This window comes from Streptomyces sp. NPDC085524 (genome assembly GCF_044541755.1).
Lineage (GTDB): Bacteria > Actinomycetota > Actinomycetes > Streptomycetales > Streptomycetaceae > Streptomyces.
The window spans coordinates 70,253-89,948 of sequence record NZ_JBITTH010000015.1 but is presented as its reverse complement, the minus strand read 5'-3'; the positions used below and the strand labels follow the sequence as shown (position 1 = coordinate 89,948).

The following is a 19,696-nucleotide window of genomic DNA, read 5'->3' as shown; positions in this document are numbered from 1 at the left end:
GGCTACTTCCCCTGTTCCTTCAGCTGCGGGCGGCCGGGCTGCTCGCCGCCGCGCTCCTTGATGTACGTCTCGGTCGGGACCATCACCTTGCGCCGGAAGACGCAGACGAGGGTGCCGTCCTGCTTGTAGCCCTTGGTCTCGACGTAGACGATGCCGCGGTCGTTCTTCGACTTCGACGGGGTCTTGTCGAGGACCGTGGTCTCGCCGTAGATCGTGTCGCCGTGGAAGGTCGGCGCCACGTGCCGCAGGGACTCGATCTCCAGGTTGGCGATGGCCTTCCCGGAGACGTCCGGCACGGACATGCCCAGCAGCAGCGAGTAGATGTAGTTGCCCACGACGACGTTCTTGCCGAAGTCGGTCGTGTTCTCCGCGTAATTGCTGTCCATGTGGAGCGGGTGGTGGTTCATGGTCAGCAGGCAGAAGAGGTGGTCGTCGTACTCGGTGACCGTCTTTCCGGGCCAGTGCTTGTAGACCGCGCCGACCTCGAACTCTTCGTAAGTGCGTCCGAACTGCATGGGGCTCAGGCCTCCGGGATCTCGAACTTGCTGGTGCGCTGCATACCGGCGGCGCGGCCCTTGCCCGCGATGACCAGGGCCATCTTGCGGCTGGCCTCGTCGATCATCTCGTCGCCGAGCATCGCGGAGCCCTTCTTGCCGCCGGCCTCCGAGGTGCACCAGTCGTACGCGTCGAGGATCAGCTCGGCGTGGTCGTAGTCCTCCTGCGAGGGGGAGAAGACCTCGTTGGCCGCGTCGACCTGGCCCGGGTGCAGCACCCACTTGCCGTCGAAGCCCAGCGCCGCCGCACGGCCGGCCACCTCGCGGTAGGCGTCCACGTCGCGGATCTGGAGGAAGGGGCCGTCGATCGCCTGCAGGTTGTGCATGCGGGCCGCCATCAGGATCCGCATCAGGATGTAGTGGTAGGCGTCCGCGCCGTAGCCGGGCGGCTGCATGCCCACGACCAGGGACTTCATGTTGATCGAGGCCATGAAGTCGGCCGGGCCGAAGATGATCGTCTCCAGGCGCGGCGAGGCGGCGGCGATCTCGTCGACGTTCACCAGGCCCTTGGCGTTCTCGATCTGCGCCTCGATGCCGATCTTGCCGACCTCGAAGCCCATGGTCTTCTCGATCTGGGTCAGGAGCAGGTCGAGGGCGACGACCTGCTGGGCGTCCTGGACCTTCGGCAGCATGATGCAGTCGAGGTTCTGGCCGGCGCCCTCGACGACCGTGATGACGTCGCGGTACGTCCAGTGGGTGGTCCAGTCGTTGACGCGCACGACGCGGGTCTTGCCCGTCCAGTCGCCGTTGTTCAGCGCGTCCACGATGGTGTGGCGGGCGCCTTCCTTGGCGAGCGGCGCGCAGGCGTCCTCCAGGTCGAGGAAGACCTGGTCGGCCGGCAGGCCCTGGGCCTTCTCGAGGAACCGCGGGTTCGAGCCGGGCACCGCGAGGCAGGAGCGACGCGGGCGAAGACGGTTCACCGGGTGGACTGGCGTGGTCATGCGGGGACCTCCGTGCTTGCAACGATTTCGAGAGGGTGGAGCTTGTTGGCCTTGCGGATCTCGTCGACGATACGGCCGATGATCTCCGTGATTCCGAAGTCCTTCGGCGTGAAGACCGCGGCGACTCCCGCCGCCTTGAGCGCCACGGCGTCGGCGTTCGGAATGATGCCTCCGACGATGACGGGGATGTCACCCGCCCCCGCCAGGCGGAGGCGTTCGAGGACATCCGGGACGAGCGCGCTGTGCGAGCCGGACAGGATGGACAGTCCCACGCAGTGCACGTCCTCGGCCAGCGCCGCCGAGGAGATCTCCTCGGGTGTCAGCCGGATGCCCTGGTAGACCACCTCGAAGCCCGCGTCGCGCGCCCGCACGGCGATCTGCTCGGCGCCGTTGGAGTGCCCGTCCAGACCCGGCTTGCCGACCAGCAGGCGCAGCCGGCCCGCGCCGAGCTCGTCGGCCGTACGGGCCACCTTCTCGCGGACCTCGTGCATCGGCGTGCCGGGCTCGGCGGTGACCGCCACCGGTGCCGAGGAGACCCCGGTCGGGGCGCGGAACTCGCCGAACACCTCGCGCAGCGCCGTCGCCCACTCGCCGGTGGTGACACCGGCGCGGGCGCACTCCAGGGTGGCCTCCATCAGGTTCTCGGTGCCGGCCGCGGCCTCCTTCAGGCGCTCCAGCGCCTGCCGGGTGGTGGGGAAGACGAACGGGTCGCCGTTCCCCTGCCGGTCCGAGGACTCCTCGCGCTCGGCGCGCCAGCGTCCGATGCGCTCGACCGTGAGCGCCTCCACGGCGGCGTCCACCGTCATGATGGCGCCGTCCAGGTCGGCGGTGAGCGGGTTCTCCTCGGTCTGCTGGAAGCAGTTGACGCCGACGATCTTGTCCTCGCCGGCCTCGATCCGGGCGCGGCGCTCGGCGTGCGAGGAGACGAGCTGGGACTTCAGGTACCCGGACTCGACGGCGGCCATCGCGCCGCCCATCTCCTGGATCCGGTCGATCTCGGCCAGGCAGTCGGCGACCAGGGAGTCGACTTTGGCCTCGATGACGTGGGACCCGGCGAAGATGTCCTCGTACTCCAGCAGGTCGCTCTCGTGGGCGAGGACCTGCTGGATGCGCAGCGACCACTGCTGGTCCCAGGGCCGGGGCAGGCCCAGCGCCTCGTTCCAGGCGGGCAGCTGGACGGCGCGGGCGCGGGCGTCCTTGGAGAGGGTGACCGCGAGCATCTCCAGCACGATGCGCTGGACGTTGTTCTCGGGCTGCGCCTCGGTCAGGCCCAGGGAGTTGACCTGGACGCCGTAACGGAAGCGGCGCTGCTTCGCGTTCTCGATGCCGTAACGCTCCTTGGTGACCTGGTCCCAGATGCGGCCGAAGGCGCGCATCTTGCACATCTCCTCGATGAAGCGGACGCCCGCGTTCACGAAGAAGGAGATGCGGGCGACCACCTCGCCGAAGCGCTCCTCGGGCACCTGGCCCGAGTCGCGCACCGAGTCGAGGACGGCGATCGCGGTGGACATCGCGTACGAGATCTCCTGGACCGGCGTGGCCCCGGCCTCCTGCAGGTGGTAGCTGCAGATGTTGATCGGGTTCCACTTCGGGATGTGGTTGACCGTGTACGCGATCATGTCCGTCGTCAGGCGGAGCGAGGGTCCCGGCGGGAAGACGTGCGTCCCGCGCGAGAGGTACTCCTTGACGATGTCGTTCTGCGTGGTGCCCTGGAGCTGCGAGATGTCCGCACCCTGCTCCTCGGCGGCCACCTGGTAGAGCGCCAGCAGCCACATGGCGGTGGCGTTGATCGTCATCGAGGTGTTCATCTGCTCCAGGGGTATGTCCTGGAACAGCCGCCGCATGTCGCCGAGGTGGGAGACCGGGACCCCGACCCGGCCGACCTCGCCGCGGGCGAGGACGTGGTCGGGGTCGTAGCCGGTCTGCGTCGGGAGGTCGAACGCGACCGACAGGCCGGTCTGGCCCTTGGCGAGGTTGCGGCGGTACAGCTCGTTGGACGCCTCGGCCGTGGAGTGGCCGGCGTACGTCCGCATGAGCCACGGACGGTCCTTCTGGCGCTCTGTCATCTCAGGCGATCCTTATGGCCTTTGAGTGGACTTCAGACTCAGACGTTGCGGAAGCGGTTGATCGCGTCGAGGTGCTGGGCGCGCATCTCGTGGTCGCGGACGCCGAGGCCCTCCTCGGGGGCGAGGGCGAGGACGCCGACCTTGCCCTGGTGGAGGTTGCGGTGGACGTCGTAGGCCGCCTGGCCGGTCTCCTCCAGGGAGTAGACCTTCGACAGGGTGGGGTGGATCTTGCCCTTGGCGATCAGGCGGTTGGCCTCCCACGCCTCGCGGTAGTTCGCGAAGTGCGAGCCGACGATCCGCTTGAGGGACATCCACAGGTAGCGGTTGTCGTACTGGTGCATGTAGCCCGAGGTCGACGCGCAGGTGGTGATGGTGCCGCCCTTGCGGGTGACGTAGACCGAGGCGCCGAAGGTCTCGCGGCCGGGGTGCTCGAAGACGATGTCGATGTCCTCGCCGCCGGTCAGCTCACGGATCTTCGATCCGAAGCGCTTCCACTCGCGAGGGTCCTGGGTGTTCTCGTCCTTCCAGAACTTGTAGCCCTCGGCGTTGCGGTCGATGACCGCCGTGGCGCCCATGGACCGGCAGATGTCGGCCTTCTCCGGAGAGGAGACGACACAGATCGGGTTGGCGCCGCCGGCCAGTGCGAACTGGGTGGCGTAGGAGCCGAGGCCGCCGCTGGCGCCCCAGATCAGGACGTTGTCGCCCTGCTTCATGCCGGCGCCGTTGTTGGAGACCAGCTGGCGGTAGGCGGTGGAGTTGACCAGGCCGGGGGAGGCGGCCTCCTCCCAGCTGAGGTGGGCCGGCTTCGGCATCAGCTGGTTCGACTTGACCAGCGCGATCTCCGCCAGGCCGCCGAAGTTGGTCTCGAAGCCCCAGATGCGCTGCTCGGGGTCTAGCATCGTGTCGTTGTGGCCGTCCGAGGACTCCAGCTCGACCGAGAGGCAGTGCGCGACGACCTCGTCGCCCGGGTTCCAGGCGTTGACGCCGGGGCCGGTGCGCAGGACGACGCCCGCGAGGTCGGAGCCGATGATGTGGTACGGGAGGTCGTGGCGCTTGGTGAGCTCCGACAGGCGCCCGTAGCGCTCGAGGAAGCTGAAGGTGGACACCGGCTCGAAGATCGAGGTCCACACCGAGTTGTAGTTGACCGACGAGGCCATGACGGCCACCAGGGCCTCGCCCGGGCCGAGCTCCGGCACCGGGACCTGGTCCAGGTGGAGGGACTTGCGCGGGTCCTTCTCGCGTGTCGTCAGCCCCGAGAACATCTCGACCTCGTCCTTGTGCACGGTGATCGCGCGGTACGAGTCGGGCAGCGGCAGGGCTGCGAAGTCTGCGGCGGTGGCGGACTGCGACTGAATCGCGTCCAGGATGTCCTTCACGGTAGAGCCTCCGGCTAGCGCTGATGAGGGTGCGCTGAGGTGAGCAGGGGGTGCGTCAAGCAAGTGGGTGTGCCGTCGGTCCGGCTGGTGCGGTGGTGCGGCGCCGCCTCTGGTGGGGCGTGCGGTGGCCTGGTGACGCAGGCATCCGGGGCGCGGTTCGTGCCGAGTGGGCGTGGACCGCGGGGACGTCCGGACGAGATTCAACGTATGGCACCCCGTGTCACTCAGCAAGGCACCGCGTGCCAAAACTTTCTCTCATTTGCCGATTGACCTGCACCGATGAGCGATGATCGATCAGAGTTACCCGTGAGTAGGGGCAAGTCGGACAAAGCAAAAGGCCGCCCCCGGTTACGGGGGCGGCCTGTGTGACGAGGGTCGCTCGCGTTGCTTTTCGACGCGCGCGTCGCTCTTTCGGCTTACTTGTTGCGCAGGGCCTCTTCGATGGTCCGCATGACCTCGTCCAGCGGGGCATCGGTACGGGCCACCGCCACCAGGACCTCGCCCTGGGTCCGCACCTCCGCCGGGGCGGGCGGCGCGGCGGCCTGCGTGCGGCCGGCGCCGATGCCCGTGCCGAAGGTCTTGCGGACGATCGAGAAGGCGTGGTCCAGCTCCGCCTCCACGTCGCCCTGCCCGCCCGCCCGCAGCCAGCGCCGCAGCACGTGGTTGTGGGCGGTCACCACCGCCGAGGCGGCCACCTCGGCCAGCAGCGGATCGTCGTTGCCGTCGTGGTGCTCGGTCTCGTCGAAGTGGGCCAGCAGATAGCGGGTGAACAGCCGCTCGTACCGGGCCACCGAGGCGATCTCCCGCTCCCGCAGCGCCGGCACCTCGCGGGTCAGCCGGTAGCGCTCCACCGACACCGCCGGCGAGGCGGCGTACATCTTCATGACCTCCTTGATCCCGCGGCACACCGTGTCGAGCGGGTGCTCGTGCGCCGGGGCCACGTCGAGGACGGCCTCGGCACGGGTCAGGGTGTCGTCGTGATCGGGGAAGATCGCCTCTTCCTTGGAACGGAAGTGGCGGAAGAAGGTCCGGCGGGCCACCCCGGCGGTCGCGGCGATCTCGTCGACCGTCGTGGCCTCGTACCCCTTGGTCGCGAACAGCTCCATGGCCGCCGCGGCGAGCTCGCGCCGCATTTTGAGCCGCTGCGCGGCCGCCTTGGTGCCGGCCGCGCTCTCCGGCGCGTCGGATGCCGTGGCGGCACGGGGTGAGGTCTTGGCGGGCTGGGACATAGAGCGAAAGTACTTCATTCGCGCGGGTGAGCGCGCCTGAGGGTGGTGGGACGGGGATGGATGCGGGGGAGGGCCCGCACTGGGCTCGGGAGGGTATGTCCGCCGTGAGGGTCCGGCGGACCCGAGCAGCCCTCCCCACGCATCCTGCTCATGAGGCCCTTGGCCAGGGGGCTGATTACCGACGGGCGTACTCACGGAATCCGCGGCCGGTCTTCCGGCCCAGGCAGCCCGCCGCCACCAGGTGCTCCAGCAGCGGGGACGGGGCCAGGCCCGGGTCGCGGAACTCCTTGTGCAGGACCTTCTCGATGGCCAGCGAGACATCGAGACCGACCACGTCGAGGAGCTCGAAGGGCCCCATCGGGTAGCCGCCGCCCAGCTTCATCGCCGCGTCGATCTGGTCGAGGCTCGCGTAGTGCTGCTCGACCATCTTGATCGCGTTGTTGAGGTACGGGAACAGCAGCGCGTTCACGATGAAACCGGCCCGGTCCCCGCAGTCCACCGGGTGCTTGCGCACCTTCGTGCAGACCTCGCGGACCGTGGCGTGCACGTCGTCCGCGGTCAGCACGGTCCGGACCACCTCGACCAGCTTCATGGCCGGCGCCGGGTTGAAGAAGTGCATGCCGATCACGTCCTGCGGCCGCGAGGTCACGCGGGCGACCGCGATCACCGGCAGCGAGGAGGTGGTGGTGGCCAGCACCGCACCCGGCTTGCAGACCTTGTCCAGGGCCGCGAACAGCTCCTGCTTGACCGCCAGGTCCTCGGCGACGGCCTCCACGGCCAGGTCCACCTCGGCGAAGGCGTCCAGCGAACCGGCCGGGGTGATCAGCGCCAGGGTCTGGGCCGCACCCTCCTCCGTCAGCCGCCCCTTGGCCACCGCACGGCCCAGGGACTTGCCGATGGCGGCCTTCGCGGCGTCCGCCTTCTCCTGGCTGCGGGCCGCCAGCACGACCTGGAAGCCGGCCTGCGCGAAGACCTGCGCGATGCCGCTCGCCATGGTGCCGGAGCCGGCCACGCCGACCGAGGTGACCGGACGGCCCTCGCCCAGGCGGGCCCCGTCCGCCGGGGTCTGCGCGTCCGGGACCACCGCGGAGCTGCCCGGGGCCTCGTACGTGTAGAAGCCGCGCCCGGCCTTCTGCCCGGTCAGGCCCGCCTCGGCGAGCTGCCCCAGGATCGGGGCCGGGGCGTGCAGCCGGTCGCCGGAGGACGCGTACATGGCGTCCAGGACCGTACGGGCGGTGTCCACGCCGATCAGGTCGAGGAGCGCGAGCGGGCCCATGGGCAGGCCGCAGCCGAGCCGCATCGCCGCGTCGATGTCCTCGCGGGAGGCGTACTTCGCCTCGTACATGGCGGCGGCCTGGTTGAGGTAGCCGAAGAGCAGGCCGTCGGCGACGAAGCCGGGACGGTCGCCGACCGACACGGGCTCCTTGCCGAGCTCGCGGGCCAGCTCGGTGACCGCCTCGACGGCCGGCGGAGCGGTCAGCACACAGGAGACGATCTCGACGAGCTTCATCGCCGGAGCCGGGTTGAAGAAGTGCATGCCCAGCACGCGCTCCGGCCGCTGCGACTCGGCGGCCATCCGGGTCACCGACAGGGCGTTGGTGCCGGTGGCCAGGATCGTGTCGGGGCGGACGACCGCGTCGAGCTCGCGGAACACCTGCTGCTTGAGCTCGTAGTTCTCCGGGACCACCTCGATGACGAGGTCGGCGTCGGCGGCGGCGGCCAGGTCGGAGTAGGTGCGGAAGCGGGCGAGCACGTCCGACCGCTCCTGCTCGGTGAGCCGCTCCTTGGTGACGGAGCGCGCGGTGGACGCGGCGAGGGAGTCCACGGCCCGGCGGGCGGCGGTCTCGCTGATGTCGATGCCGATGACCTCGCGGCCGGCGCGGACGAGGACCTCGGCGATGCCGGTGCCCATCGTGCCGAGGCCGACGACGGCGATGGTCTGGAGGGCGGGCTGACTGGACGGACGGTCCATCGAGGGACTCCAGTGGAAGAGGGTGACGACTGAGGGGGCGCGCGCGGCGCACAGTGCGCGCGGATGCCGTGTCCCTGCGGGTGCGGGCAGGGGGCGGGTGTGGTGCGGGTCGGGTCCGGGGCTCCGGTGAGGGCCGGGGGGTCCCGGTGAGGCTCCGGGAGGGATCCCGGTGGTGTTCGGGGCGTCCCGGTGCGGTCCGGGGGAATCCCGGCGCGGCATGCGCGGGAGGTCCCGGACGGGAACGGCACGGACCCTGTCCCGGGGTCGCGCCGTGCGGGCGTAACGGACCGACTGGCACGGGGCGGCTGCGTCACCAGGCCGCCTTCGTGCGTATGCAAGGACAGTAACCCGGTAGTAACTGCTGCGCCAGAGCGCGGAGATGTGACCTGTACCGCCCAAATGTACCGATCATCGATCATCGATCAGACGGCCCTCGAGGGGGGCGTCGAAGGGGTCTGCCGGAACCGGGCGTGGCGGGCGCCGCGGGCCCCTAGGGTGGCCGGGTGAACGACGTACTGGAGCGCCTGCGGGCGGAGTCCGGGCAGTCGCCCGAGTACGGGGTGCTGCTCGCGGCGGGCGCCGACGACCTGGCCGCCTCCCTGACTTCGGCCGGACTGCCCCTGTGGGCCCGGGAACTGGCCGCCTACCGCCTGGGCCTGGCCGGGGACCGCCGGGCCTTCGAGTCCCTCGTGCTGCTGCTCAACCACCGGGACCCGCCGCGCTGCGCGGCCGCGGCCGAGGCGCTGGCCGTCCTCGGCGACCCGCGCACCGCCCGCGCGGCCGCCGCCCTCGCCACCAACGGCCTGCGCACGGCCTACGCCCTCCAGCCCGTCCGGCTGCTCACCGCCCTGCGGGCCCCGGAATCGGCTCCCGCCCTGATGCAGACCCTGGGCCGGCTGCTGTCGCCGAACGATCCGTACTGGCGGGTGGCCCTCGCCTGCGTGGAGGGCCTCGGAGCCCTCGCCGACCCGCGCGCCCGCGAGCTCCTCACCCGCGCCCAGTCCCACCCCCGCCTCGCGGTGGCGGCGACGAAGGCGCTGCGCGAACTCGGCTGACATGATCACCGCATGAGCGAACACGGTGGCAGCCACCTCACCCGCATGTCCGCCCCGGAGGGCGTCAGCCCCGGAACCGGCTACAGCCATGTCGTCTGGGGCACCGGACGGTTCGTCGCCGTCTCCGGCCAGTGCGCCTTCGACGAGAAGGGGGAGATCGTCGGCGAGGGCGACCCCGCCGCGCAGGCCCGCCAGGTGTTCGAGAACCTGCGCCGCTGCCTGGCCGCCGCGGGGGCCGGCTTCGACGACGTGGTGAAGCTGACCTACTTCGTCACGGACGTCGCCCACCTCCCGGCCGTCCGGGCGGCGCGCGACGCCGTCATCCCCGCGGACCGGCTGCCTGCCTCCTCCGCGGTCCAGGTCGCCGCCCTGTTCCGGCCCGAACTGCTCCTGGAGATCGAGGCGTTCGCGGTCCTGCCTGACTGAACGAGTTCAAGTCCACTGGACTGAACAGGTTCAAACGGCGTTCGGACGGGGGAGGAGGCCCCGGGACGGAACGACTTCGGGGGGCGCCGATGATGTTCGGGTATTCGGACGACTGGTGGGTGGTGCTGCTCATCCCGGCGCTGCTCTGGGTTCCGTTCGGCCCCTTCCTGATGGGCCTCACGGGGTGGTGGTGCGCGCACCGCCCCGGCCTCTGGCCGCGCCTGTGGTCCTGGCTCCTGCCGGCCCTGCCGGTGGGGGTGATGACGGCGAACCTGGTGCTGCCCTGGGAGCGCGTGAGCCGGTACGGGTGGCTGGACGACTTCCTCGCCGTCCTCTGGGTGTACGTCGGCGCCATCACCCTGCTGCCCTGGCTCCTCGGCTACGGCATCACCCGGCTGACGCGTGTCCTGCGCGCCCGGCGCGCAGGACACGACGGCGGCCCGGCCTAGCCCCGGTAGCCCAGCAGGCCGTGGAGGGCCGCGCCGCCGGCGGACGCGGGTACGGCGCGGGTCGCGGCGGCCGGGGTGGGGGCGGGCTGGGCCGCGCAGGTGGCGTCCGAGGCCGTGCCCGTCCTCAGGTACGCCGCCACCTTCTCGTCCAGGCACTTGTTGCCGGCCAGCGAGATGCCGTGGTTGCCGCCGCCCTCCTCGACCACCAGGGCCGAGCCCTTCAGCTTGTCCCGCATGCTCAGCACCCCGCCGAAGGGGGTCGCGGCGTCCTCCGTCGCCTGGAGCAGCAGGGCCGGCGGGAGCTCCGCGTTCGTCACGTCCGGGGCCTGGAGCGGCTGCGCGGGCCAGAAGGCGCAGGGGGCGTTGTACCAGGCGTTGTTCCAGGTCATGAACGGCGCCTTGGCGTGGGTGCGCCACATGTCCCTGCGCCACACGTTCCAGTCCTTCGGCCACGCCGAGTCCCGGCACTGCACCGCCGTGTAGACGCTGTACGCGTTGCCCGCAGAGGGCTCCACCGCGCCGAACCGCTCGTACGCCGCCACCAGCGGCTTCGGGTCCTTGTCCACCATGTACGCCGCGAAGGCCGCCGCGAGGTTCGGCCAGTACCCGTTGTAGTAGCCGCCCGGCATGAAGGTGTCCTCCAGCTCGGACGGGCCGACCTTGCCGCCCGCCGGGGCCTTGCGCAGCGCGTCCCGCATCTCGTACCAGCGCCGTTCGACCACCGTCCGGTCGGTGCCGAGCCGGTAGGTGGCGTCGTACTCGGCCACCCAGGCCAGGAAGGCCTTGTGGCGGGCGTCGAAGGCCTGGTCCTGGGCGAGGTTGTCCTGGTACCAGACCCCGCCCGGGTCGACGACGGAGTCGAGCACGAGCCGGTGCACGCGGGTGGGGTGGAGCTTGGCGTACACAGCGCCCAGGTAGGTCCCGTAGGAGTAGCCGAAGTAGCTGATCCGCTCCGCGCCGAGCGCCCCGCGCAGCACCTCGATGTCGCGGGCGGCCGCGACGGTGCCGATGTACGGGAGCACGTCCGCGTGCTTGGTCCCGCAGGACTCGGCGAAGGAGCGCACCCGCTTCAGGTTGGCCCGCTCGGTGGCCGCGTCGCGCGGTACCGAGTCCGGGCGCACCGTGGCGAAGTGGCCGGCCCCGCAGTCGAGCGAGGGCTCGCTCTTGCCGACGCCCCGGGGGTCGAAGCCGATCACGTCGTACTGGGCGGCCACCTCCTTCGGCAGGGCGGAGGCGACGAACCCTGCCAGCCCGCGACCGCTGCCGCCGGGGCCGCCGGGGTTGACCAGCAGGGGGCCCTGGGAGGTGGCGGCGGTGTGCGGGACGCGGGTCAGGGCGAGGGAGATCTGCCGCCCCTCCGGCCGGTCGTGGTCGAGCGGGACCTTGAGGGAGGCGCACTGCAGCGTCGGGTAGCGCGAGGTCGCACAGCCGGTCCAGGTGAGGGCCGGGACTCGCGCGGTCGCCTCGCCGGCGGGCGCGGCGGGCGCCGCCGTGACCGGGCTCGCGAGGGCGGCGGCGACCACTGCGGTGGAGATCGACATCAGGACGGCGGCGCGCTTCTTCAAGGGGTGGAGCATGGGGCCTCCCAGCCAGGGGTTCTGGGCGGAATCGTCCCGGAAACCGGGCCCGGAAGGCGGGATTGGAGTGCTTATTGGCCCGATGTGATGAGGCTTCAGGGGCCGTACGAGTTCACAGGAGCGTCAGCTGGGTCGCCCCGGCGGGCGCGGGGCCGTCCGGGCGCTCCGGTACGAGGACGGGGCGGGCGGAGCCGCGCCGGGCGGGCCCGATGCCGAATTCGTCCGCGAGTTCGTGGACTTGGCGGGTGATCTGCCGCTGGTACCAGGTGGGCGCGTACGACCCGCCGGCGTACATCCGCTCGTAGCGGGGGACCAGGTGCGGATGGTGTGCCGCGAGCCAGGACGTGAACCATTCGCGCGCCCCGGGCCGCAGATGGAGTACCAGGGGTGTCACGGAGGTGGCACCGGACTCGGCGACGGCCCGGACCGTCTCCCGCAGCTGCTCCGGCGAGTCCCCGAGGAAGGGGATCACCGGGGCCATCAGCACCCCGCACTCGATGCCGGCGTCGGTCAGGGTCCGCACCGCGTTCAGCCGGCCCGCGGGGGAGGGGGTGCCGGGCTCGACGGTCCGCCACAGGGCGGTGTCGGTGAAGCCGACGGAGACGGAGATCCCGACCTCGGTGACCGCGGCGGCCTCCCGCAGGAGCGGGAGGTCGCGCAGGATCAGCGTCCCCTTGGTCAGGATCGAGAAGGGATTGGCGTGGTCGCGCAGCGCCTCGATGATCCCCGGCATCAGCCGGTAGCGGCCCTCCGCACGCTGGTAGCAGTCCACGTTGGTGCCCATGGCGATGTGCGCGCCGGTCCAGCGGCGCGAGCCCAGCTCGCGGCGCAGCAGGTCGGGGGCGTTGGTCTTGACGACGATCTGGGAGTCGAAGCCGATGCCGGTGTCGAGGTCGAGGTAGCTGTGGGTGTTGCGCGCGAAACAGTAGACACAAGCGTGCGAGCAGCCCCGGTACGGGTTGACGGTCCACTCGAACGGCATCCGTGAGGCCCCCGGCACCCGGTTGACGATCGACCGGGCCCGCACCTCGTGGAAGGTGATCCCCCGGAACTCCGGGGTGTCGAAGGTACGGGTGACGACGGTGTCGGCCCCGAAGAGCGCGGCCGGCCCCTTCGGGCCCTCGGTCAGGTTGTCCCAGCGCATGGTGCGCCTCCCTCGGTACTGGCTGCCGCCGAGAATAGAACAAACGTTCCCATGATCGTGCGGACGGGGAAATTCGCTGGTCAGTGCGGTTCTGGAGGTGCAAAGCTGCGCCGCATGGCGGGATACAGACTCACGGTGTGCCTCCCGGGCGAGGCCCGGGACCGGCTGGAGGACGCGGTCGCGGAGGCGATGGAACCCTTCCGGACGGAAGGCTCACGCCCGTACTCGGCCGACCTGTGGATCTGGGACGACTGGGTGATCACCGGCGGTGCCGACGGGTACGGCTACCGGATCCGGCCGGGCCAGGAGGAAGATCCCCGCATCGTCCACGACCACCTGCTCCGGGACGGCGTCGTCCGGCCCAGCCTGCCCGGCTGGTGTGCCGGCGGCCCGCGCGGCCTGCTCGTCGTCGGCGAGGCCCGCGAGCGTGCCGTGCGCCTCGCCGGCATCACCTGGGACGGCTGGCAGGAGCTCGTGCGCGAACACCCGCCCGGCCGGCCGTGGGCGGATTTCTGCCCGGAGTACGTGCCGGGAACCGATTACGGCGCCTACCGCGAGGCGTGCGCACCGATCTTCGCCGCATACCTCGCGCAGACGCCTGCCGAGGCCTTCGCCCGGTGGGCGGACGGGCTGTCGATCGCCCCCGGCCTCGAGGAATTCCGGTCCCATTTCCTCGGCACGGCCGATCCCCGCCGGTGGATCGGCGAGCGCACCCGGGAGGAGTACGTCACGACCGAGGCGCGCCGGGCCGACCGGCCGGCCAACCTGCTCACGCTCGACGGCTGGTGGTGGGAGGAGGGGGACCCGCCCCTGCACGGTGCCTGCGACGACCCCGCGACCTGCCCCCACACCCCGCCGACGGCGGACGAGTACGGCACGCCCGGATATCTGGCGGGCCTCCCGGACGACACGCTCCTCGTGTACCTGCGCTGCCACGTCTGACCCGGACCCGGATTTGGGCCCCCGCCCGGGAGGTGGTTGGCTTCGCGGTGACGAGCGGACACAACTGCTGGAGGAACAGCTATGGCGCAGGTCGAGGCCACCACGGAGCGGATCATCGCGGCCGACGCGGAGACCGTGTTCGACGCGCTGGCGGACTACACCGGGACCCGCGGGAAGCTGCTGCCCGAGCACTTCAGCGAGTACGAGGTGCGCGAGGGCGGCGACGGCGAGGGCACGCTGGTGCACTGGAAGCTCCAGGCCACCAGCAAGCGCGTACGGGACTGCCTGCTGGAGGTCACCGAGCCCACCGACGGGCAGCTGGTGGAGAAGGACCGCAACTCCTCCATGGTCACCACCTGGGTGGTCACCCCGGCCGGTGAGGGCAAGTCCAAGGCCGTGGTCTCCACCGTGTGGAACGGCGCCGGCGGCATCGGCGGCTTCTTCGAGCGCACCTTCGCCCCCAAGGGCCTCGGCCGGATCTACGACAGCGTGCTGGCCAACCTGGCCGCCGAAGTCGAGGGCTGAGCCGGCTCGTTCCCGCGCAGGCGCGGGGGCTCACCGGATCGGGTGGTTTCCGCGGGTCCCGCGCCGCCGGGGCGTCCCCCCAGGGCGTCGAACGCGCGTGCTCGGCGGGGCGGCCCGTGTGACACCCCCGCGCCGTCGGGATCGTGCGCGGCGCGGGGTGGGCGGGATCCGGAGGGTACGGCCTAGGCTGGGCCCTGCGCGTGCCGCCCGCGGCCCGCGTGACCGCGCAACCGACCGCCCGGGGGCCCGATGAAGATCCTCATCTCCGCCGACATGGAAGGCGCCACCGGCGTCACCTGGCCCGCAGACGTGCTGCCCGGTACACCGCAGTGGGAGCGCTGCCGGGGGATGTTCACCTCCGACGTGAACGCGGCCGTCCTCGGCTTCTACGACGGCGGGGCCGAACAGGTCGTCATCAACGAGGCGCACTGGACCATGCGCAACCTGCTGCTGGAGCGCCTCGACGCCCGCGCCGAGATGCTCACCGGCCGCCACAAGTCCCTCTCCATGGTCGAGGGCGTCCAGCACGGCGACGTCGACGCCATCGCCTTCGTCGGCTACCACACGGGTGCAGGCTCCGAGGGCGTGCTCGCCCACACCTACCTCGCCAACTCCATCACCGGAGTCTGGCTGGACGGGACCCGCGCGAGCGAGGGGCTGCTGAACGCCCGTGTCGTCGCCGAGTACGGAGTCCCCGTCATCCTGGTGACCGGCGACGACCTGACCTGCCAGGACGCCGCCGGCTACGCCCCCGACGCGCTGACCGTCGCCGTCAAGGACCACGTCTCGCGCTACGCCGCCGTCTGCCGGACCCCCGCCCGTACCGCCGCCGACATCCGGGCCGCCGCCAAGGAGGCCACGGCCCTGGCCGGCCGCCGTGACCCCGTGCTGCGCGGGCCCCACACCGTGGAGCTGGAGTTCGACGCCGAGCACCTGTCCATGGCCGCCACCGTCGTCCCGGGCGTCGAGCGGTCCGGGGAGCGCAGGGTCGCGTACACCAGCGGGACGATGTTCGAGGGGATCCGCACCTTCAAGGCGGTCACGACGGTCGTCTCGGCGGCGGTGGAGGAGCAGTATGGCTGACATGCACGCAATCAACAGCGAGGACACCTCCGTCGACCGGGTGGCCCTCGACGAGGTCGTCGAGTTCACCTCGGGCCTCATCCGCATCGACACCACCAACAGGGGCGGCGGGGACTGCCGCGAGCGCCCCGCCGCCGAGTACGCCGCCGAGCGGCTCGCCGCCGCCGGACTGGAGCCGGTGCTCCTGGAGCGCACCCCGGGCCGGACCAACGTGGTCGCGCGGATCGAGGGCACCGACCCCTCCGCCGAGGCCCTGCTGGTCCACGGCCACCTCGACGTGGTCCCGGCCGCGGCCGCCGACTGGAGCGTGGACCCCTTCTCCGGCGAGGTCCGCGACGGAGTGGTGTGGGGACGCGGCGCCGTCGACATGAAGAACATGGACGCGATGGTGCTCGCCGTCGTACGGGCCTGGGCGCGCGCGGGAGTCAGGCCGCGCCGGGACATCGTGGTCGCCTTCACCGCCGACGAGGAGGACAGCGCCGTCGACGGCTCGGGATTCCTCGCCGACGAGCACCCGCACCTCTTCGAGGGCTGCACGGAGGGCATCGGCGAATCGGGAGCCTTCACCGTGCACCCCGCCCCCGGCCAGGCCATCTACCCCATCGCCGCAGGCGAACGGGGCACGGCCTGGCTGAAGTTGACCGCAACCGGCACCGCCGGACACGGCTCGAAGCCCAACCGGGCCAATGCCGTGAGCCGGCTCGCGGCCGCCGTGGCGCGGATCGGCGAGTACGAGTGGCCGGTCCGGCTCACCGACACCGTCACCGCCTGCATCGTCCAACTCGCGGCCCTCCAGGGCCTGTCGGTCGATCCGCGACGGCCCGGATTCGACCTCGACGAGGTCCTCGGCAAGCTCGGCCCGGCCGCCCTCCTCGTCGACGCGACCGTCCGCAACAGTGCCAACCCGACGATGCTCAGCGCCGGTTACAAGCTCAACGTGATCCCCGGCGAGGCCACCGCCTACGTGGACGGCCGGATGGTGCCCGGCGGTGAGGCCGAGTTCATCGCCACCCTGAACGAGCTCACCGGACCCGACGTGCACTGGGAGTTCCACCACCGCGAGGTCGCCCTCCAGGCCCCGGTGGACGGGCGGACGTTCGCGGTCCTGCGCGAGTCGGTCGAGCGGTTCGACCCGGACGGGCACGTGGTGCCCTTCTGCATGGCGGGCGGCACCGACGCCAAGCAGTTCTCCCGGCTCGGCATCACCGGCTACGGCTTCTCCCCGCTGAAGCTGCCGCCCGGCTTCGACTACTGGGCCCTCTTCCACGGAGTGGACGAGCGGGTCCCCGTCGACGCCCTGCACTTCGGCGTCCGCGTCCTCGACCGCGCACTGCGCGCCCTGTGAACCGGGCCCGGTGATGGCCGTGCCCACCCTGCCCTACGGCAGCTGGCCCTCGCCCATCGACGCCGCCCTCGCCGCCTCGCTCGACGGGCGGCCCGAATACGTCGGCACGGTCGGCCCCGAGGTGTGGTGGACCGAGCCCCGGCCGCGGGAGGCCGGCCGCCGGACCCTCGTGCGCCGCCGCACCGTCGACGGCCGCCCCGAGATCACGGAGCTGCCCGCACCGTGGAACGTGCGCAGCAGGTTCACCGAGTACGGGGGGCTGCCCTGGGCCGGGGCCGAACGGGAGTCGGGCGGCCCCCTGCTGGTCTTCGTCCACTTCGCCGACCAGCGGCTGTACGCCTACGAGCCCGACGCGCCCGGCGGCCCCCGGGCCCGCCCGCTCACCCCGGTCTCGCGCGTGGGCGGCGGGCTGCGCTGGGCCGACCCGGTGCTGCGCGGCGGCGAGGCCTGGTGCGTGCTGGAGGAGTTCACCGGGCCCGCCCCCACCGACGTGCGCCGCGTCCTGGCCGCCGTACCGCTGGACGGGTCGGCGGCCGAGGACCGCACCGCCGTGCGGGAGCTTTACGACGACCGGCACCGGTTCGCCACCGGGCCCCGGATCTCCCCCGACGGCCGGCACGCCGCCTGGCTGGTCTGGGACCACCCCCGGATGCCCTGGGACGGCACGGAGCTGAAGCTCGCCGGCATCACCGCGGACGGGCGGCTGACCGGGGCCCGGACCGTGCTCGGCGGCCCCGAGGAGGCCGTCGCGCAGGCCGACTGGACGGCCGGCGGGAGCCTCCTCGCGGTGAGCGACCGCGGCGGCTGGTGGAACCCGTACCGCGTGGACCGGGAGACCGGAGAGGCGGTCAACCTCTGTCCCCGGGACGAGGAGTTCGGCGGGGCGCTCTGGAAGCCCGGACTGCGCTGGCTCGCCCCGCTGGAGGACGGACTCGTCGCCGTCCTGCACGGGCAGGGTTCCTCGGTGCTCGGCATCCTGGACCCGGACAGCGGCGACCTCGTCGACGCCTCCGGGCCGTGGACGGCCTGGCAGCCGGCGCTCGCCGTGAGCGGCACCCGGGTCTACGGGGTCGCCGCCAGCCCGCGCAGCGCCTACGAGGTCGTGGAACTGGACACCTCGACCGGGCACGCCCGGGTGGTGGGGGCGCAGGCCGCGGACCCCGTGGACCCGGCGTACTACCCGGAACCGCAGAGCCGCACCTTCCCCGGTCCCGACAACCGGGAGATCCACGCCCACGTCTACCCGCCGCACCACCCCGCCTGCCGGGCCGCCGCCGACGAACTGCCCCCGTACGTGGTGTGGGCGCACGGCGGCCCCACCGACCACGTGCCGCCCGTACTCGACCTGCACATCGCGTACTTCACCTCGCGCGGCATCGGCGTCGTCGAGGTGAACTACGGCGGCTCCACCGGCTACGGCCGCGCCTACCGGGAGCGGCTGCGCGAGCAGTGGGGCGTCGTCGACGTGGAGGACTGCGCGGCGGTGGCCCGGGCACTGGCCGCCGAGGGCACGGCGGACCCCGGGCGGCTCGCCATCCGCGGCGGCAGCGCGGGCGGCTGGACCGCGGCCGCCTCGCTGGCCGCCACCGACCTCTACGCCTGCGCCGCGATCATCTACCCCGTGCTGGACCTGCTCGGCTTCGCGGAGGAGACCCACGACCTGGAGTCCCGCTACATCGACGGCCTCGCAGGTCCCCCGCAGACGCTTCCCGTGCTGTGCCGCGAGCGCTCCCCGGTGGCCCGCGCCGACCGGATCACCGCCCCGTTCGTGCTGCTCCAGGGGCTGGACGACCCGGTCTGCCCGCCGAGCCAGGCCGAACGCCTGCTGGCCGCGCTGCGCGGCCGGTCGGTGCCGCACGCCTACGTGACCTTCGCGGGCGAGGGGCACGGGTTCCGGCGGGCGGAGACGATGGTCCGGGCGCTGGAGGCGGAACTGTCGCTGTACGCGCAGGTGTTCGGAATCGACCGTACGGACGTCCCCCGTCTGGCCCTGCACGACTGAGCCCGGCGGCCGCCGCGGCCGGATCATGGGTCCATGACCCCGGACACCTCCAAAGGCGGCTCCGGCCACCACCGCGGGCCGCTCTCCCGCAACCGCACCCGCATCGCCCTCTACGGGGCGCTTGTGGTGGTCACCCTGTGGTTCGTCTTCGAGAACACCAGGCCGACGAAGATCCGGCTGTGGATCCCGCAGGTGACGCTGCCCCTGTACGTCGCCCTGCTGATCGCGGCCGTGCTGGGCTTCCTGTGCGGGCTCTACCTCTCCCGGCGGCGCAGGTAGCGGGTGCGCTCGCTCGTGCGCAGCCAGACCCGCAGCGGGCCGATCGGGGTGAAGCCGTGCCGGACGGCGGTGGCGAGGTCGTCCCCGGACTCGTAGCCGACCACGTCGTGCCCCGGCCAGCGGACGGCGGCCGCGGTGAGCGCGCCGGTCCAGGCGGCGTCGGTGTCGGCCTCGTCATGGGCGAACAGGTTCGACACGCCGACGACCCCCGCGGCCAGGTTCACCACGGCCCCGGCGACGATGCGTCCGTCGCGGCGGCCCGCCAGGAAGGCGATCTCCTCGCCGAGCAGGACCGGGCGGAACAGCCCGGTGCTCTCCCCACCGTCCCAGGCGGCCTCCCAGGCCGCCAGCTCCCCTTCGCCGGCGACCTCGCTCCACTCAAGGCCGGAGGGGGTGCCGCCCGCCGTGGGAACCCCCGCCGGACGGTGCATCCACTGGGCATCGAAGAGGACCTCGAAGCCGTCGCCCTCCAGATCCAGGTTGGCGAAGCTGTCCTTCACCGAGCAGCCGGGGCTGTCCGTGTCCATCCACTGCAGCAGGCTCTGCGCCACCGTCTCCGGGCTCAGGGTCACGGCGTCCGGGTACAGCGGAGGGGTCCGGCTGGTGCTGAGCCAGTAGTACTCGTCGTCGAAGTCGGCCGGCAGGCCGTGCGCCCGGCAGACCGCGTGGCAGAAAAGGGCGTTGTTCAGCACCGCCAGGCGCAGCGGCGTGTCGAGATCATCGTTGGTCAC

At 71.9% G+C, this 19,696-nt stretch carries 18 protein-coding genes; 9 read left to right on the top strand and 9 right to left on the bottom strand.

Features of this window, described 5'->3' with window-relative positions:
- Positions 1-2: 2 nt before the first annotated feature.
- The 6 genes from ACIGFK_RS23430 to ACIGFK_RS23405 all read right to left on the bottom strand — a co-directional run bounded on the left by ACIGFK_RS23430 (position 3) and on the right by ACIGFK_RS23405 (position 8,138).
- Positions 3-515: a MaoC family dehydratase gene (locus ACIGFK_RS23430; protein ID WP_030155134.1), complete on the bottom strand. Its 513-nt coding sequence runs from the start codon at positions 513-515 to the stop codon at positions 3-5.
- Positions 516-520: 5 nt separating this feature from the next.
- Positions 521-1,495, bottom strand: coding sequence for a CoA ester lyase (locus ACIGFK_RS23425; RefSeq protein ID WP_249768874.1), 975 nt, complete (start codon positions 1,493-1,495; stop codon positions 521-523).
- On the bottom strand, positions 1,492-3,561 hold the full coding sequence (locus ACIGFK_RS23420) for a protein meaA (protein WP_376657406.1): 2,070 nt from the start codon (positions 3,559-3,561) through the stop codon (positions 1,492-1,494). Before ACIGFK_RS23420 ends, ACIGFK_RS23425 begins: the two co-directional genes overlap by 4 nt.
- Before the next feature lie 38 nt (positions 3,562-3,599).
- Positions 3,600-4,937, bottom strand: coding sequence for a crotonyl-CoA carboxylase/reductase (gene ccrA / locus ACIGFK_RS23415; protein WP_376657405.1), 1,338 nt, complete (start codon positions 4,935-4,937; stop codon positions 3,600-3,602).
- A gap of 416 nt (positions 4,938-5,353) precedes the next feature.
- On the bottom strand, positions 5,354-6,166 hold the full coding sequence (locus ACIGFK_RS23410; protein ID WP_376657404.1) for a TetR family transcriptional regulator: 813 nt from the start codon (positions 6,164-6,166) through the stop codon (positions 5,354-5,356).
- 175 nt (positions 6,167-6,341) lie between these two features.
- Entirely contained in the window at positions 6,342-8,138 is a 1,797-nt protein-coding gene (locus ACIGFK_RS23405) for a 3-hydroxyacyl-CoA dehydrogenase family protein (protein ID WP_376657403.1), read from the bottom strand.
- A 503-nt stretch (positions 8,139-8,641) separates the two neighbouring features.
- Here ACIGFK_RS23405 and ACIGFK_RS23400 point away from each other — a divergent pair.
- From ACIGFK_RS23400 to ACIGFK_RS23390, 3 genes are all read left to right on the top strand, one after another.
- The gene (locus tag ACIGFK_RS23400) at positions 8,642-9,193 is read left to right on the top strand and encodes a HEAT repeat domain-containing protein (RefSeq protein ID WP_376657402.1); all 552 of its coding nucleotides are present in this window, start codon (positions 8,642-8,644) and stop codon (positions 9,191-9,193) included.
- Between the two features lie 12 nt (positions 9,194-9,205).
- Positions 9,206-9,619 (top strand): RidA family protein, encoded by a 414-nt coding sequence (locus ACIGFK_RS23395; RefSeq protein WP_400053422.1) that lies wholly within the window; start codon positions 9,206-9,208, stop codon positions 9,617-9,619.
- Positions 9,620-9,708: 89 nt separating this feature from the next.
- Positions 9,709-10,068, top strand: a complete 360-nt coding sequence (locus tag ACIGFK_RS23390) for a hypothetical protein (RefSeq protein WP_376657400.1) — start codon at positions 9,709-9,711, stop codon at positions 10,066-10,068.
- Here the strand turns inward: ACIGFK_RS23390 and ACIGFK_RS23385 are convergent.
- Together ACIGFK_RS23385 and ACIGFK_RS23380 are read right to left on the bottom strand one after the other, a co-directional pair.
- Positions 10,065-11,645: an alpha/beta hydrolase gene (locus ACIGFK_RS23385; RefSeq protein ID WP_376657399.1), complete on the bottom strand. Its 1,581-nt coding sequence runs from the start codon at positions 11,643-11,645 to the stop codon at positions 10,065-10,067. The genes ACIGFK_RS23390 and ACIGFK_RS23385 overlap by 4 nt on opposite strands.
- A gap of 112 nt (positions 11,646-11,757) precedes the next feature.
- A complete protein-coding gene (locus tag ACIGFK_RS23380; RefSeq protein ID WP_376657398.1) occupies positions 11,758-12,789 on the bottom strand; it encodes an Rv2578c family radical SAM protein in 1,032 nt (343 codons plus the stop codon).
- A gap of 114 nt (positions 12,790-12,903) precedes the next feature.
- Here ACIGFK_RS23380 and ACIGFK_RS23375 point away from each other — a divergent pair, with 114 nt between their 5' ends.
- The 6 genes from ACIGFK_RS23375 to ACIGFK_RS23350 all read left to right on the top strand — a co-directional run bounded on the left by ACIGFK_RS23375 (position 12,904) and on the right by ACIGFK_RS23350 (position 18,965).
- Entirely contained in the window at positions 12,904-13,731 is an 828-nt protein-coding gene (locus tag ACIGFK_RS23375) for a hypothetical protein (RefSeq protein WP_400053419.1), read from the top strand.
- Positions 13,732-13,812: 81 nt separating this feature from the next.
- Positions 13,813-14,256, top strand: coding sequence for an SRPBCC family protein (locus tag ACIGFK_RS23370; RefSeq protein WP_376657396.1), 444 nt, complete (start codon positions 13,813-13,815; stop codon positions 14,254-14,256).
- Positions 14,257-14,505: 249 nt separating this feature from the next.
- Positions 14,506-15,339 (top strand): M55 family metallopeptidase, encoded by an 834-nt coding sequence (locus ACIGFK_RS23365; RefSeq protein WP_400053416.1) that lies wholly within the window; start codon positions 14,506-14,508, stop codon positions 15,337-15,339.
- Between the two features lies 1 nt (position 15,340).
- Positions 15,341-16,684, top strand: a complete 1,344-nt coding sequence (locus ACIGFK_RS23360) for a M20/M25/M40 family metallo-hydrolase (protein WP_376657394.1) — start codon at positions 15,341-15,343, stop codon at positions 16,682-16,684.
- 13 nt (positions 16,685-16,697) lie between these two features.
- Positions 16,698-18,686: a prolyl oligopeptidase family serine peptidase gene (locus tag ACIGFK_RS23355; RefSeq protein WP_400053414.1), complete on the top strand. Its 1,989-nt coding sequence runs from the start codon at positions 16,698-16,700 to the stop codon at positions 18,684-18,686.
- Positions 18,687-18,719: 33 nt separating this feature from the next.
- On the top strand, positions 18,720-18,965 hold the full coding sequence (locus tag ACIGFK_RS23350) for a LapA family protein (protein WP_400053412.1): 246 nt from the start codon (positions 18,720-18,722) through the stop codon (positions 18,963-18,965).
- On the opposite strand, the gene ACIGFK_RS23345 is transcribed toward ACIGFK_RS23350, so the two are convergent.
- Positions 18,941-19,696, bottom strand: a complete 756-nt coding sequence (locus tag ACIGFK_RS23345; RefSeq protein WP_376657392.1) for a hypothetical protein — start codon at positions 19,694-19,696, stop codon at positions 18,941-18,943. The two genes, ACIGFK_RS23350 and ACIGFK_RS23345, sit on opposite strands and share 25 nt — an antisense overlap.

Coding starts and splice junctions, on each gene's coding strand:
- ACIGFK_RS23380 (WP_376657398.1), bottom strand. CDS start 12,789: ATGCGCTGGGACAACCTGACCGAGGGCCCGAAGGGGCCGGCCGCGCTC.
- ACIGFK_RS23420 (WP_376657406.1), bottom strand. CDS start 3,561: ATGACAGAGCGCCAGAAGGACCGTCCGTGGCTCATGCGGACGTACGCC.
- ACIGFK_RS23395 (WP_400053422.1), top strand. CDS start 9,206: ATGAGCGAACACGGTGGCAGCCACCTCACCCGCATGTCCGCCCCGGAG.
- ACIGFK_RS23385 (WP_376657399.1), bottom strand. CDS start 11,645: ATGCTCCACCCCTTGAAGAAGCGCGCCGCCGTCCTGATGTCGATCTCC.
- ACIGFK_RS23390 (WP_376657400.1), top strand. CDS start 9,709: ATGATGTTCGGGTATTCGGACGACTGGTGGGTGGTGCTGCTCATCCCG.
- ACIGFK_RS23360 (WP_376657394.1), top strand. CDS start 15,341: ATGCACGCAATCAACAGCGAGGACACCTCCGTCGACCGGGTGGCCCTC.
- ACIGFK_RS23425 (WP_249768874.1), bottom strand. CDS start 1,495: ATGACCACGCCAGTCCACCCGGTGAACCGTCTTCGCCCGCGTCGCTCC.
- ACIGFK_RS23370 (WP_376657396.1), top strand. CDS start 13,813: ATGGCGCAGGTCGAGGCCACCACGGAGCGGATCATCGCGGCCGACGCG.
- ACIGFK_RS23375 (WP_400053419.1), top strand. CDS start 12,904: ATGGCGGGATACAGACTCACGGTGTGCCTCCCGGGCGAGGCCCGGGAC.
- ACIGFK_RS23405 (WP_376657403.1), bottom strand. CDS start 8,138: ATGGACCGTCCGTCCAGTCAGCCCGCCCTCCAGACCATCGCCGTCGTC.
- ACIGFK_RS23410 (WP_376657404.1), bottom strand. CDS start 6,166: ATGTCCCAGCCCGCCAAGACCTCACCCCGTGCCGCCACGGCATCCGAC.
- ACIGFK_RS23350 (WP_400053412.1), top strand. CDS start 18,720: ATGACCCCGGACACCTCCAAAGGCGGCTCCGGCCACCACCGCGGGCCG.
- ACIGFK_RS23430 (WP_030155134.1), bottom strand. CDS start 515: ATGCAGTTCGGACGCACTTACGAAGAGTTCGAGGTCGGCGCGGTCTAC.
- ACIGFK_RS23355 (WP_400053414.1), top strand. CDS start 16,698: ATGGCCGTGCCCACCCTGCCCTACGGCAGCTGGCCCTCGCCCATCGAC.
- ACIGFK_RS23365 (WP_400053416.1), top strand. CDS start 14,506: ATGAAGATCCTCATCTCCGCCGACATGGAAGGCGCCACCGGCGTCACC.